The 12868-nt window shown below is 70.5% G+C and carries 13 protein-coding genes; 3 read left to right on the top strand and 10 right to left on the bottom strand.

Annotated elements, in window-relative coordinates; genetic code table 11:
- The first annotated feature begins 161 nt into the window (after positions 1-161).
- Positions 162-374 (top strand): DUF4287 domain-containing protein, encoded by a 213-nt coding sequence (locus ACIBCK_RS10105; protein WP_399388550.1) that lies wholly within the window; start codon positions 162-164, stop codon positions 372-374.
- A gap of 7 nt (positions 375-381) precedes the next feature.
- Here the strand turns inward: ACIBCK_RS10105 and ACIBCK_RS10100 are convergent, their stop codons facing one another.
- Both ACIBCK_RS10100 and ACIBCK_RS10095 read right to left on the bottom strand, forming a co-directional pair.
- The gene (locus ACIBCK_RS10100; protein WP_399388548.1) at positions 382-1926 is read right to left on the bottom strand and encodes an FAD-dependent oxidoreductase; all 1545 of its coding nucleotides are present in this window, start codon (positions 1924-1926) and stop codon (positions 382-384) included.
- Positions 1927-2007: 81 nt separating this feature from the next.
- Positions 2008-2922: a diiron oxygenase gene (locus ACIBCK_RS10095; protein WP_399388545.1), complete on the bottom strand. Its 915-nt coding sequence runs from the start codon at positions 2920-2922 to the stop codon at positions 2008-2010.
- Between the two features lie 278 nt (positions 2923-3200).
- On the opposite strand from ACIBCK_RS10095, the gene ACIBCK_RS10090 reads away from it, so the two are divergent.
- On the top strand, positions 3201-4580 hold the full coding sequence (locus tag ACIBCK_RS10090) for an alpha-amylase family protein (RefSeq protein ID WP_399388542.1): 1380 nt from the start codon (positions 3201-3203) through the stop codon (positions 4578-4580).
- A 70-nt stretch (positions 4581-4650) separates the two neighbouring features.
- Here ACIBCK_RS10090 and ACIBCK_RS10085 read toward each other — a convergent pair whose 3' ends face one another.
- Together ACIBCK_RS10085 and ACIBCK_RS10080 are read right to left on the bottom strand one after the other, a co-directional pair.
- A complete protein-coding gene (locus ACIBCK_RS10085) occupies positions 4651-5079 on the bottom strand; it encodes a nitroreductase/quinone reductase family protein (RefSeq protein ID WP_399388540.1) in 429 nt (142 codons plus the stop codon).
- 29 nt (positions 5080-5108) lie between these two features.
- On the bottom strand, positions 5109-5660 hold the full coding sequence (locus tag ACIBCK_RS10080; protein WP_399388538.1) for a TetR/AcrR family transcriptional regulator: 552 nt from the start codon (positions 5658-5660) through the stop codon (positions 5109-5111).
- A 163-nt stretch (positions 5661-5823) separates the two neighbouring features.
- Here ACIBCK_RS10080 and ACIBCK_RS10075 point away from each other — a divergent pair, with 163 nt between their 5' ends.
- Entirely contained in the window at positions 5824-6291 is a 468-nt protein-coding gene (locus ACIBCK_RS10075) for a DUF1348 family protein (RefSeq protein ID WP_399388536.1), read from the top strand.
- Here the strand turns inward: ACIBCK_RS10075 and ACIBCK_RS10070 are convergent.
- Genes ACIBCK_RS10070 through ACIBCK_RS10045 form a run of 6 tightly spaced genes read right to left on the bottom strand, consistent with a single transcriptional unit; the run spans position 6272 to position 12762 of the window.
- The gene (locus ACIBCK_RS10070; RefSeq protein ID WP_399388534.1) at positions 6272-7531 is read right to left on the bottom strand and encodes an MFS transporter; all 1260 of its coding nucleotides are present in this window, start codon (positions 7529-7531) and stop codon (positions 6272-6274) included. The two genes, ACIBCK_RS10075 and ACIBCK_RS10070, sit on opposite strands and share 20 nt — an antisense overlap.
- Complete coding sequence (locus ACIBCK_RS10065; RefSeq protein ID WP_399388531.1) at positions 7528-8754, bottom strand: ATP-grasp domain-containing protein; 1227 nt, start codon at positions 8752-8754, stop codon at positions 7528-7530. Before ACIBCK_RS10065 ends, ACIBCK_RS10070 begins: the two co-directional genes overlap by 4 nt.
- A complete protein-coding gene (locus ACIBCK_RS10060; protein WP_399388529.1) occupies positions 8751-9821 on the bottom strand; it encodes a pyridoxal-phosphate dependent enzyme in 1071 nt (356 codons plus the stop codon). The genes ACIBCK_RS10065 and ACIBCK_RS10060 overlap by 4 nt, the downstream gene beginning before the upstream one ends.
- Positions 9818-10825: an ABC transporter substrate-binding protein gene (locus ACIBCK_RS10055; protein ID WP_399388527.1), complete on the bottom strand. Its 1008-nt coding sequence runs from the start codon at positions 10823-10825 to the stop codon at positions 9818-9820. The genes ACIBCK_RS10060 and ACIBCK_RS10055 overlap by 4 nt, the downstream gene beginning before the upstream one ends.
- Positions 10822-11637: an ABC transporter ATP-binding protein gene (locus tag ACIBCK_RS10050; protein WP_399388524.1), complete on the bottom strand. Its 816-nt coding sequence runs from the start codon at positions 11635-11637 to the stop codon at positions 10822-10824. The genes ACIBCK_RS10055 and ACIBCK_RS10050 overlap by 4 nt, the downstream gene beginning before the upstream one ends.
- Complete coding sequence (locus tag ACIBCK_RS10045; RefSeq protein ID WP_399388521.1) at positions 11638-12762, bottom strand: FecCD family ABC transporter permease; 1125 nt, start codon at positions 12760-12762, stop codon at positions 11638-11640.
- Positions 12763-12868 lie beyond the last annotated feature (106 nt).

Genomic DNA, 12868 nt, shown 5'->3' with positions numbered 1-12868 from the left:
CAGTGAACGGAGTCGTTCACTCCCTCAGGCTAAGCCCGGCCATCCGGGCCCGCCATTCGTCCCCTCGGTGTGACCCACGACACCCCGGCCGGCCGATGACTTGATCGCGCCCCGCACGTCCTATGGGCAACACCACTCCGAGAGAACGGGACGGCGTCACCATGACCGAAGCCACCAAGGGACCTGCCAGCTACTTCCCTTCGATTGAGGAGAAGTACGGGCGCCCCGTCGCGGAGTGGAAAGACCTCATCCGTTCCTCGCCGCTGACCAAGCACATGGAGCTCGTCGGCTGGCTCAAGGCCGAGCACGGCCTTGGCCACGGTCACGCGAACGCCCTGGTCGCGCACACCCTGGCCGAGGCCCGCGCCGTGTGAGCGGCCGCTACCGGCTCAGTGCGGCGCTGCCCTTGCCGCCGCGGCGGCGGGCGAGCCGGTGGAAGGTCTTCGCAGCGCTCCGCGGCGCGGGCAGGGTGCCGGCGACCGCGTCGGCGAGGAGCGTGGTGACGGTCTCGGCGGCGCAGGTGCGGTTGGCGCCGATTCCGCCGCTGGGGCCCCGCTTGATCCAGCCCACGACGTAGGTGCCCGGCTGTCCCGTCACTCGGCCGCCCTCGTGCGGCACGGTGCCGGTGGCCTCGTCGAAGGGCAGTCCGGCGACCGGCACCCCGCGGTAGCCGATCGCGCGCAGCACCATGCCCGTCCGTATGGTCCGCTCCCCCGACGCCTCCGCGACGCGTACGCCCCGGACGGCTTCGTCCCCGGTCATTTCCACCGGGGTCGAGTGGAAGCGGAGCACGATGCGCCGCCCGGGAGCGGGCGCCTGCGACCAGTCGACCCGCCGGCGCGTGACGCCTCGCAGGAGCGCCGCCCTGCCCTTCGGGTCGGTGGCCGGGCCGGCCTCGTCGATGACCGACGCCGTCCGGGGGTCGTGGTCGTCGACCACCAGGTCAAGGCCGGGAACGTGCTGGAGGGCGAGCAGTTCGGACTTGGTGTAGGCGGCGTCCTCGGGACCACGCCGGCCGAGCAGAACCACCTCGCGCACCTTGCCCGCACGCAGCGCCGCGAGGGCGTGATCGGCGATGTCGGTGCGGGCGAGGCTGTCGGGGTCGGCGAGCAGGATGCGGGCGACGTCGAGGGCGACGTTGCCGTTGCCGACGACGACCACGCGCTCGGCGGACAGGTCGATCGAGTCCGGCGCCGCGTCCGGGTGGCCGTTGTACCAGGCGACGAAGGCCCTCGCCGAGATACTGCCGGGCAGGTCCTCACCCGGCACGGCCAGCATGCGGTCGGCCGACGCGCCCACGGCGTAGATGACCGCGTCGTGATGCGCGGCCAGTTCCTGCGCGGTGACGTCGGCCCCCACGTCGAGCCCCAGATGCATCCGCACCCTCGGATGCGTATGGAACCGGGTGAACGTGTCGCCGACCTTCTTGGTGGCCGGGTGATCCGGCGCCACGCCGAAGCGCACGAGGCCGCCGGCCACCGGGAGCCGGTCGATCAGCGTCACTTCTGCGCTGGTGTGCAGGAGCAGATCCTGGACCGCGTACATCCCCGCAGGTCCCGTGCCGACGACGGCGACCTTGAGCGGCGCGAAGTCCGAGGGCAGGACGCGCGGGAAGGACGGCTCGTCCCAGGCGTGGAAGTTCGGTCCTTCGGGGGCCGGTTCGGGCGCCCGGCCCGCGTAGTAGGCGGCGTTGATCGTCGCGTACTCCCGCTGGGCGACGGGCAGGCTGTCCACGGGGAAGATCGCCTCGACCGGGCAGGCGTCGGCGCAGGCGCCGCAGCCTATGCAGGTGGCCGGGTCGATGTGCAGCATCTCCGTGCTGCCGAACGCCCGCTCCTGCGGGGTCGGGTGGATGCAGTTGACCGGGCAGACGGCGACGCAGGTGGCGTCGTTGCAGCAGGTCTGGGTGATGGCGTAGGAGGTCATGTCGTCGGCTCGACTCGCTCGGGTCGGGTGAATCCGGCTGGGGAGGCCGGCTCGGATCAGGCTGGCTCAGGTCGGACCGGCTCAGATGAGGTGGGCGCGCTTGTAGAAGGCGAGCGCCGGCTTGGTGAGCAGCCGGGAGGAGGCCAGGAACTCCATCAGGCCCGAACAGCTGGACCGCATCATGGACTTGTGGTGTTCGTTGGCCTTCGCCTCGGCGAGCGCACGCTTCTCGTCGAGCCCGGCGTTCGCGTACACCTTGGGGTTCACCATGCTGGTGACGATGTAGTACGACGCGATGGCGACGACGAACGCGTTGATCTGGCGCCGCAGCCGGCCCGCCCCGCTCAGGCGCTTGGTCGTCTGGTCGCGGGCGAACTTCATGTGCCGTGATTCCTCGACGACATGGATGTTGTTGATCGTGCGGACGAAGGGCACGACGCGCTCGTCGCGCATCCAGTCACGCTGCATGACGTCGAGCACCTCTTCGGCCACGAGGATCGCGGCGTAGGCCGCCTCGCCGAAGGCCACCGTCTTGAACGCACGGCCGAGCTCCATCGCGAACCGCTTGGGCCGGTAGGCGGGCGCGCCCAGTTTCCGGGCGCCGCGGGCGAACATGATCGAGTGCCGGCACTCCTCGGCTATCTCGGTGAGCGCCCACTGCACTTCGTCACTGGCCGGGTCCTTCATGTACACATCGCGGAGGACCATTTGCTGGAGGATCATCTCGAACCAGATGCCCGTGCTGGCCACCGATGCGGCTTCCTGCCGCGTCAGTTCCTTGCGCTGCGCTTCGGTCATCTCCTGCCAGTAGGCCGTGCCGTACAGGGAGCACCATTCCGGGCTCGCGCCGTGGAAGTCCCGGTCGAGGGGGGTGTCCCAGTCCACCTCGACGGCCGGGTCATAGGCCAGTTCGGCGGCCGAGTCGAGCAACCGCCGGGCGACGTCGTCCTCTTCGGGGCGGTCCTGGGATATCGGCCGAACAGTGCTGCTTGCCATGCTGCGGCTCCTTGACTCTGATGCGTACGTTCTCTTGTTCGCTCAGGCAACGGACCGGGGCGCCGTCCCACAACGCGCCGCGGCCCGCTTGTTAGACAGACCGTATAACAAGGAAAGCAGCGAGCCTACCCCTGAGTAAGAAGTGAATATGCGCAAGTTCTTGCAGCAACAACCCCGCAGCAGACAGCGGTAGTTGAAATGCCTTGCAGAAAGCATTGACGCGTACATGCGTGGGCGGCAGGCTCCCCCTCGGAATCCCCCCACGAAGGAGCCGCACCATGCAGCACCGTTCCCGCCTGATCGCCACCACGTCGGCCGGGGTCCTGGCCGCGGCCGGTCTCGCCACGTTCGCGCCCTCGCAGTCGCAGGCGACCCCGCCCGGCGAGAAGACCGTCACCGCCACCATGTTCGAGCGGAAGTTCGCGGAGGTGGGCAAGGCCTGCACCGACCAACTCGGCCCGGCGGGCTACGGCTACGTCCAGGTGTCCCCCGCGTCCGAGCACATCCAGGGCGACCAGTGGTGGACCTCGTACCAGCCCGTCAGCTACAAGATCGCGGGCCGTCTCGGCGACCGCGCCGCCTTCGAGAGCATGGTCGACGCGTGCCACCAGGCGGGCGTCAAGGTCATCGCGGACGCCGTCATCAACCACATGGCGGCGGGATCGGGGGCGGGCACCGGTGGCACGGCGTACGGCAAGTACGAGTACCCCGGCTACTTCCGGGACGCCGACTTCCACACCTGCCGCACGAGCATCAACGACTACACCAGCCGCGACAACGTCCAGAACTGCGAACTGGTGGGCCTCGCCGACCTCGACACCGGCAGCGACGCGGTGCGCACCACCATCGCCGCCTACCTCGACGACCTGCGGTCCCTTGGCGTCGACGGTTTCCGTATAGATGCCGCCAAGCACATGTCCGCCGACGACGTCGCCGCCATCAAGGGCAGGATGAGCGACCCGGGTTTCTGGGTGTCGGAGGTCATTCACGGAGGCGGCGAGGCCGTCCAGCCCGAGGAGTACACGGGCATCGGGGACGTCGACGAATTCCGCTACGGCGGGCACCTCAAGAGCGCCTTCCAGGGCGGGAACATCGCGCAGCTGAAGTCGGTCGCGGACGGCAAACTGGGCAGCGGTTCGGCCCGTACGTTCGTCGACAACTGGGACACCGAGCGCAACGGCTCGACGCTCACCTACAAGGACGGCGCGGCCTACGCCCTGGCCAACGTCTTCATGCTCGCGTCCCCCTACGGATCACCGAACGTGTACTCCGGCTACGAATGGTCCGAGAAGGACGCGGGCCCGCCGAGCGGCGCGGACGGCTGGACGAACACGCACGCCCAACAGGCGGTCACCGGCCTGGTCGGCTTCCGCAACGAGGTGGGCACCGCCGAGCTGACCGACTGGTGGGACAACGGCACGAGCGCCCTGGCCTTCGGCCGCGGCGACCAGGGCTTCGTGGCCCTCAACAACGGCGACGGCGAGCTGAACCAGACGTTCGCGACGTCCCTGCCCGGCGGCACGTACTGCAATGTCGCCAAGGCCTCCCCGGACAGTTGCGACGGCGACACGGTCACCGTCGGGGACGACGGAAAGATCGAGACCTCCCTGCCCGCCCGCTCCGCCCTGGCGCTGCACACGGGCGCCAAGACGGGCTGAATCGGACCGGCGGCGCAGCCGACCGGCCGATCTGGACCAGCCGGAACACCGCTGGACCAGCCGAACACCGCTAGACCAGCCGGAACACCGGATGACGTGCCGACTCGGCGGCGAACTCCTCGTCCGTCGAGTCGCCCGTCACGTCGAAATAGGGGCGGGTGACGGGCACTTCGCGCCAGTACTGACGCAGCACGGGGACGCTCTCCTCGGGGCCGAGCTCCACCACGCGCACCGTCTGTGTCGTACCGCCCCGCATGAGGTCGATCTGCCCCGCCACGCGGGCGTTGCGCACCCAGTTGCTCACCCCGTAGGCGCCGACTACCCACCGCTCGCCGCCGGCTGACATCACGTCGACCGGGGTGGAGAACAGGCGGCCCGACTTCCTGCCGCGCACGGTCAGGATGTACCGGTAGCCCTTGCCGCGCCCGAACCGGGTCATCGTCCGGAACACGCCGTTGATCAGACGGGTGCCGAAACCGACGCGATACGTCTTCGCCATCAGCCTTCTTCCTGTTCTGCGACCGGCGGTCACCCCGCGGCCAGCAACTGAGCCGCGCCCTGGCGGGCTTGGCGCGCCGGTTCGGGTGAGCCCGATATGGCGGCCGCGGTCATGGCCCCCTCCGCGAGCAGGACCAACGGGCCGACAGTCTGCCCCGATTCACCCGCGGCGGCCACCAGACCCGCCATGTAGTCGCGGAAGGCGGTCTTGTGCGCACGAACGGTGTCCGCCACCGCCGGGTCGACGGCCCCGAGTTCACCGAAGGAGTTGATGAAGGCGCAGCCCCGGAAGTCCGGTTCGGTGAACCACTCGTAGAGCCAGTCGTAGACCGCGAGGACACGCTCCGTCCCGCCGGGACGGGATTCGGCGTACTCGGCGAGTCGTGCCCGCCAACGGCGGTCCCGGCGTTCGAGCCAGGCGCGGACCAGCTCCGACTTCGAGGGATAGACCTGGTAGAGGCGCTTGAGCGAAACGCCGGACGCCGCACGCACCTGGTCCATGCCCACGGCCTGGACACCTCGCTCGTAGAAGAGCTCGTCCGCGGCGTCGAGCAGTCTGACTTCCGCTTCGGCGTGGTCCATGGAGGCTCCCTGCAGGGGTGGAGAATGTGCGTTCTCCAGGCTACTGCGCGTCCGCACTCCGCCACACCGTTGCGCGAGAACGACCGTTCTCCTATCGTGGTCGATCCTGAGGGAGAACGACCGTTCTCACCGTCTTCGTGCGTCTCGCCCCGAGGAGCCGGCCATGGCCACCCGTCCCCCAGTCCCGCCGTTCACCTTGGAGACCGCGGCCGAGAAGGTCCGCCTCGCCGAGGACGGCTGGAACTCCCGCGATCCCGAGAAGGTGGCCCTCGCCTACAGCGAGGACTCCCGCTGGCGGAACCGTGCGGAGTTCGTCACCGGGCGCGACGCCATCGTCGCCTTCCTCTCGCGCAAGTGGGCCCGGGAGCTGGACTACCGCCTCGTCAAGGAACTCTGGGCGCACGACGGCAACCGCATCGCGGTGCGCTTCGCCTACGAATGGCACGACGACTCCGGCAATTGGTTTCGCTCGTACGGCAACGAGAACTGGGAGTTCGACGACGACGGCCTGATGCGTGTCCGGTACGCGTGCATCAACGACCTGCCCCTCCAGGAGTCCGGCCGCACGTACCACTGGCCGCTCGGCCGCCGTCCCGACGACCACCCCGGCCTCAGCGAACTCGGTCTGTGACCGCGGGCCGACTCGACCAGCGCCTCAGGAGCGGCGGCAGCAGCGCGCACTGCGCGGCGACCGCGATCCAGAACAGGCCCGCATTGCCCGCCCGTTCGGCCAGCTGATAGCCCTCGCCTCCGGCGACTCCGCTGGCGAAGGCACCGATACCGGCCGCGAGCCGCTGGTGGCCGAAGACAACCGCCGGCGCACGCGTCGAGCGGGCGAGGGCCTCCAGGTCGTTCTTGAAGAAGAGGACGATCTCACCCAGGCAGACGAGCAAGGCTCCGGCCAGGATCGCCACATGGCCGCCGATGGCGAGCGCGGCCATCCCGGCAGCCATCGCGCTGAAGCCGAACCACAAGGCGTGGACGTAGGGCAGGCGCGCGATCCGGTCCGAGAGGAGGGGTTGCGCGACGACGAGCAGGAGGGCGTACAGCGCGAGGACCAGGCCGTAGTACGTCGTCGAGGTGCGCGGCACCGCGTACAGCGCGAGGTAGTGCTGGAAGAACATGAAGACGTACAGACTCAGTACGGTGGTCACGAAGGGGAGCACGGCGATGCCGGACAACGCCCCTTCCCTGGGCGCGGGTTGAGCTCCCTGGTTGTTGATGGGTTGCTCCTGCCCGGCCTCCGCGGTCCGGCCGTGGCCGGGACTCTCGGCGGGCAGCAGGGCATGGCCCACGGTGATCGCCGCGAACAGCGCGGTCACCGCGGTGAAGAGTCCGGCCGATGCGCTGAGGACGAAGGGCGCCGCCGCAAGCGGCCCCAGGGCGATGCCCGCGTTCAGGGCGGAGCTGCTCGCGGACAACAGCAGGGGGCGCTGCTCCTCCCCCGCCTCGTGTATCAAGTAGGCCTTGTTCGCGGGCAGATAGAGGGCCGCGCCGACGGACACCAGGAAGAGCGCGAAGACGGCGGCGGCCGGGTGGCGGAGGCCGGGCAGGAAGCAGGCGAAACCCGCCGTGCGGATCACCAGGGCGAGCAGCATCGTGCGCCGGAGGCCGATGCGTTCGGTGATCGCGCCGCCCACCACTCCGCCCGAGAACTGCACCAGCGAGGCGACGGCGAGCACGACGCCGACCGTCCCGAGCCCCATGCCGAGCCGTTCGTGCAGCAGCACCGACATGAAGGGCAGGACGGCGAAGCTGCCCAGCGGTATCAGGAACGATCCGGCCAGCAGGAAGCGTTGCGGCGCGGTGAGCCGCGCGAGGCCGGATCGCAGCGATCGCAGGCGCCCGCGCGGCCTCCCGAGCAGCGTCACTCCGGGGCGTCGGCGGCGACGAGCGCCCGTATGCTCCCGGCCGCGCTCAGCGCACGGTGCAGGGCGAGTTCGGCGGTGGCGCCCTCGGCAAGGACGATGCCGGTGCAGCCGCGCTGATCGCCCACGTGCTCGAGGCGGTCGCCGGGGGCCGCGGTCGGGTACCACTCGGGCGAGCCGGGGAAGGCGGCGAGGCCGTCCACGCCGGCCCATCCGGTGAGCGTGCCGGGCCGGTCGGGGTAGACGAGGACGAATCCCGTGGCGGGGCCCGTGGCCGCGGGTGCGTCGAGCAGGGCGGGGCGCAGGCCGAGCGCCGCGGCGACCATCGCGTCGTACACGTTGGCGTGCAGGGCCCGGCACAGTGCCTCGCCGACGAGCGCGCCGCCGATGCGCCGGTTGATCTCGACGAGCTGCGGTCCTTCGGCGGTGAACACGAACTCGACGTGCCCGAAGCCCGCGTCGTGACCGGCCGTCTCCAGGACGCGTCCCACCCAGTCCTGGACGAGGGCGAAATCCGGTTGTGGCAGGGCCACGGGGAAGGACGCGGCCTCCTCACGGACGGACGGCTCCGGCGACATCTGGCGGCTGAGCACACCGAGGAGCTTCGTCTCACCCGCCCAGCTGAGCGTCTCCGCGCTGTAGAGGGGCCCGGCGAAGAAGGGTTCAGCGAACAGCCGCCCGGAGAAGGGGCGTTGGGCGGCTTCGCCAAGAGCGGCGTGCAGCTGGCGCTCGTCGCGGACCAGCCAGACGTTACGGGACGAGGTGCCCGCCGAGTCCTTGAGGACCACCGGGAGGCCGAGCTTCCGGAGCACCTCGTCGGCCGCCGCGGGCTCGGCAGGGATCGTGAGGGCGGGGCCGGGGCTCAGGTTGTGCTCGTGGAGGAGGTTGCGCACCCGGGACTTGTCCCGCAGGACACGGACCGCGGCCGGGTCGGGCCCCGGAAGGCCGAGTTCGGCGGCGAGATCCGCGCCCGGCACGCTCCAGGTGTCGGTCGAGTTGATGAGCCCCTTCAGGCCGGGGACCGCGGCGAGGGCGGCGGCGGACGCGGACGCGTCGCGGGTGTCGACGTCGACGATGTCGAGCGCACCCGGTGCCAGGCGGTCCAGTTCATGTCGGTACACGGCACGGTTGCCCGTGAGCAAGCAGAGGCGATGTCCGGCGGCCTCGGCCGCTTCCACCATCCGTCCGAGGCCGATGGTGAGCGCTTCCAGGGCGGCGATCGTCACGATGCCTTCCCCTCCTTCTTGGTGCGTACGTCGTAACTGCGCCGGTTCCACTCCATCGCCGACCACGGCAGCGCGAGGTCGGTCAGGTCCGTGATCTGGTGCGGCTTGAGGGTGCGCGGGTCGAGTGCCTCCTGGTGCCGGGCGAAGACCCGCTCGGTGTAGCGGTGTCCCGTGTCGGCGCCGATGACCAGGTGCATGCGGTCCGGGTTGCGGGCCGCCTCCCAGGCCGTCACGAGGTGGGCCGCCCCGGTGGACAGGCCCGCGAACACCGCGTGGGCGCGCAGCAGATCGACGGCTCCCGCCATGGCGTGCCGGAAGTCGACCCAGTGGAGGGTGTCGTACAGGTCGTGGCGGACGTTGTCGAAGGGGATCGAGCTGCCGATTCCGGCGATGATCGCCTCGGGGTCGCTGAAGTCCTCGCTGCCGAAGGTGACACTGCCGAAGGGCTGGAGCCCCAACAGCCGCACCTCCCGGCCGCGTTGGCGCAGCGGCTGGACCAGTCCACCGGTGGAGGCTCCGGTGCCGACGGCTCCGACGACCGTCAGCGGGGCGTCGGGCAGCGCGGCGTCGACCAGGTCCGCGAACTCCTCGTAACCCGTGTAGTGGACGCCGTCGTGGTACTGGCGCATCCAGTGCATGTCGGTGCGCTCGCCGAGCAGTTGACGCACGCGGCGCACACGGCGCTCCTGGTCGAGGCGCAGGCTGTCGGAGGGTGGCATCTGGTCCACCGTGGCCCCGAGGATCTCCAACTGGGACCGCATCGCGGCGTCCACGGTGGTGGAGGCCACGATGTGGCAGCCGAGTCCGTAGCGGTGGCAGGCCATGGCGAGGGCGAGGGCGTAGATGCCGCTCGAGCTGTCGACGAGGGTCTGGCCGGGCCGCACGGTGCCGCGCTCCAGGAGCGTACGGACGGCGCCGAGCGCCGCGTACACCTTCATCGTCTCGAAGCGCGCGAGGACGACGTTGTCGCTGAGCCGCAGCAGGTCAGGGGCTTTCATCGCGTCGGTGATGTGCCCGTGGACGGTGGCCGCGGGGGCCGCGGGCGCTGCCGTGCGCAGGGGGGTCATCGGCCCACCGACCGGAGGTAACCGCCCAGGCGCTCCGCGCCCTTGACGTTGCGCGGGCCGCTGACGGCGTCGCCGTAGGACATGACGAAGAAGCGGCTGTTCCGCACGGCCGGGACCGACTTGAGGCTGTCCAGCGACTTCAGGTAGGCGATCTTCTCCTTGGCCGGCTGGTCGGCGTAGTCGATGATGACGATGACCTCGGGCTTCGCCTTGATCACCGGCTCCCAGCCCACCGTCGTCCAGCCCTTGTTCAGGCCGTCGAAGACGTTCGTGGCGCCCGCGGCCTTGATGATGTCGTTCGGTGCGGCGTGCCGCCCGGCGGTGAAGGGCTGGTCGGTGCCCGAGTCGTAGACGAAGACCTTGGCCGGGTCGCCCTTCTCGGGCCAGGTCTTCTTCAGGGCGGTGACGCGCCCCTTGAGGCCGGTGACGACCTTCTCGGCGCGCTTCTCCACGCCGAAGATCCGGCCGAGGTTGTCCAGGTCCGTGTAGAGCGCTTCCAGTGGCCTGACGGCGACGCTCTTGTCGCCGTAGTCCCAGCACGTCTCGGTGTGCAGATAGCTGGCGGAGCCGACCTTCTTGAGGAGGGCGGGTGTGATGCCGCGCTCCTCGCTGAAGCCGGAGTTCCACCCGGCGAGGACGAAGTCGGCCTTGGCGTCGGCCACGATCTCGCGGGTGATGCGCTCGGTGCCGAGTCGCTCCACGTCGGCGTAGTCCTCGCGCCAGGGCGAGCCCTTGATGGAGGGGTCGCCGAGCTTGTTCATGACGTAGCCGCGCATCCGGTCGGCGAGGCCGAGGGAGAACATCTTCTCGGCGCCGCTGACGTCGTAGGCCACCGGACGCTCGGGACGGGTGTACGTGACGTCCTTGCCGCAGTTGGAGACGGTGACCGTCTCCGGCTTGTTCTTCGCCGTCGGCTCGACCTCGGCGCCGCAGCCGGTGATCAGGAGCCCGGTCGTGAGGAGTGCGGCGGTTGCCAGGGCGCGGGGCAGCGGTGGTCGGATCATGAGTGGGGTCCTTCTGCCAGGGCGTCGGCGGGGGCCGGGGTGCCGGTGGGGGCGAGGTCGTAGACGAGTTGGGGGATGCCGGTGCGGGGGTGGTGCACGACGGTGGCGTCGACGCCGAACACCTTGCGGATCAGCTCGGGGTCGAGGATGTCCGCCGGGGGCCCCGTGGCGACCAGGGAGCCCGCGCCGAGGACGGCGATGCTGTCGCAGGCGGCGGCAGCCAGGTTGAGGTCGTGCAGGGCCGTGAGCACGGTGAGGCCCGATCCGCGCAGGAAGGACAGGAGTTCCACCTGGTGGCGGATGTCCAGGTGGTTGGTGGGCTCGTCGAGGACCAGGACGCGCGGTTCCTGCACGAGGGCGCGCGCCACGAGCACGCGTTGCCGTTCGCCGCCGGAGAGGGTGAGCACGCTGCGGTCGATGAGGTGGGTGACGTCGAGCCGGTCCATCGCCTGTCGGCACAGGGCGTGTTCGCGTGCGGTGAGGGGTTGGTTGCCGCGTGCGTGGGGGGCACGGCCGAGGGCTACGACCTCCCCGACCGTGAAGTCGAGTTCGGTGTGGCTCTCCTGGGTGAGCGCGGCGATCGACCGGGCGCTGTCGCGCAGCTTGAGCGTCGTCAGGTCGGATCCGTCCAGGAGCACGGCTCCGGACGTCGGCTTCAGCGCCCGGTAGACGCAGCGCAGCGCGGTGGACTTGCCGCTGCCGTTCGGGCCGACGAGCCCGACGATCCGCCCGGCCTCCACCTCGATGTTCAGCCGGTCGACCAGGGCGCGCCCCGCCGCCTCGACCGAGAGGTCCCGCAGTACGAGGGTCATCTACCGCCCTCCGAACAGATAACCGCGGCGCCGCATCAGCACGATGAACACCGGTACGCCGATGAGCGCGGTGATGACCCCGAGCGGCAGTTCCTCGGGAGCGAAGGCGGTACGGGCGACGAGATCGACCCAGACCAGGAAGCAGGCCCCGGCCAGTGGCGCCACGGCGAGGACCCGGCGGTGCGTCGAGCCGACGAGGATGCGCACGATATGCGGCAGGACGAGCCCGACGAAGCCGATCGCGCCGCTGACCGCGACGATCAGGCCGGTGACCGCCGCCGTGAGGAGGAAGAGACGGCGCCGCAGCGCCTCCGCGTCGACGCCCAGGCTGGCCGCGGTCTCGTCCCCCAGTGAAAGGACGTCGAGGGAACGGCTCTGGCGCAGCAGCACCACGACCGTCACCAGTACGGCACCGGCCGCCAGCGGCAGCGACTCCCAGGACGCCGAACCGAGGCTGCCCAGCAGCCAGAACAGCACGGTGCGCGCGGCCTGGCCGTTCGGGGACAGGAAGACGAGCACGCTCATCAGGGCCTGGAACCCGTAGGCCAGTGCTACGCCCGTGAGCACAAGACGCAGCGGTGTCAGGCCGAGCGGCCCGCGCGCGGCCAGGTACACGAGGACGGTGGCGCCGAGCGCCCCGAGGAACGCGGCGGCTGACAGGGCGTAGACGCCGAGCCCGGCGAAGACTCCGAACACCACGACAGCGGTGGCCCCGACGGAGGCGCCGGACGAGATACCGAGGACGAACGGGTCCGCGAGCGCGTTGCGCACCAGCGCCTGGATGGCGACGCCGACGACCGAGAGCCCCGCCCCGACCACGGCGGCGAGCAGCACCCGCGGGGTGCGCACGTGCCAGACGATGGAGTAGCCGGTCACGTCATCGGCCCCGATGCTGCCGCCGGTGAGGGCGGCGGTCAGGAAGCGCACGACGTCCCCGAGCGGTACGACGGTCGGCCCGAGCGCGATCCCGGCGATGACGGAGACGACCAGCGTCACGGAGAGCACCGCGAGCGTCGTCACGAGCCGGCCGCGGCCTGCCCTGCCCGCCGCCTCGTGAAGGGTGGCCTCGGGGGAAGCGGTCCCGGGTGATGCCTCTGTCGGGGCATCAGATGTGGCCTCGGTCATGAAGTCCCTTCACCCGTCGGACAGTTCGGAGCGGTGTGGCCGCCCCTGCGGGGTGCGGCACGATCCAGTAGTCGGCGGGCGTCGCCGCTCAGTTCCCGGAGATTCA

It is taken from the genome of Streptomyces sp. NPDC051218 (genome assembly GCF_044455475.1).
In the GTDB taxonomy this organism is placed as follows: Bacteria; Actinomycetota; Actinomycetes; order Streptomycetales; family Streptomycetaceae; genus Streptomyces.
This window is presented reverse-complemented; position numbering and strand designations above follow the sequence as displayed.

What these genes read in the sequence shown, in the direction of transcription:
- ACIBCK_RS10105 (WP_399388550.1), top strand. Translation starts at nt 162, where the DNA reads ATGACCGAAGCCACCAAGGGACCTGCCAGCTACTTCCCTTCGATTGAG.
- ACIBCK_RS10100 (WP_399388548.1), bottom strand. Translation starts at nt 1,926, where the DNA reads ATGACCTCCTACGCCATCACCCAGACCTGCTGCAACGACGCCACCTGC.
- ACIBCK_RS10095 (WP_399388545.1), bottom strand. Translation starts at nt 2,922, where the DNA reads ATGGCAAGCAGCACTGTTCGGCCGATATCCCAGGACCGCCCCGAAGAG.
- ACIBCK_RS10090 (WP_399388542.1), top strand. Translation starts at nt 3,201, where the DNA reads ATGCAGCACCGTTCCCGCCTGATCGCCACCACGTCGGCCGGGGTCCTG.
- ACIBCK_RS10085 (WP_399388540.1), bottom strand. Translation starts at nt 5,079, where the DNA reads ATGGCGAAGACGTATCGCGTCGGTTTCGGCACCCGTCTGATCAACGGC.
- ACIBCK_RS10080 (WP_399388538.1), bottom strand. Translation starts at nt 5,660, where the DNA reads ATGGACCACGCCGAAGCGGAAGTCAGACTGCTCGACGCCGCGGACGAG.
- ACIBCK_RS10075 (WP_399388536.1), top strand. Translation starts at nt 5,824, where the DNA reads ATGGCCACCCGTCCCCCAGTCCCGCCGTTCACCTTGGAGACCGCGGCC.
- ACIBCK_RS10060 (WP_399388529.1), bottom strand. Translation starts at nt 9,821, where the DNA reads ATGACCCCCCTGCGCACGGCAGCGCCCGCGGCCCCCGCGGCCACCGTC.
- ACIBCK_RS10055 (WP_399388527.1), bottom strand. Translation starts at nt 10,825, where the DNA reads ATGATCCGACCACCGCTGCCCCGCGCCCTGGCAACCGCCGCACTCCTC.
- ACIBCK_RS10050 (WP_399388524.1), bottom strand. Translation starts at nt 11,637, where the DNA reads ATGACCCTCGTACTGCGGGACCTCTCGGTCGAGGCGGCGGGGCGCGCC.
- ACIBCK_RS10045 (WP_399388521.1), bottom strand. Translation starts at nt 12,762, where the DNA reads ATGACCGAGGCCACATCTGATGCCCCGACAGAGGCATCACCCGGGACC.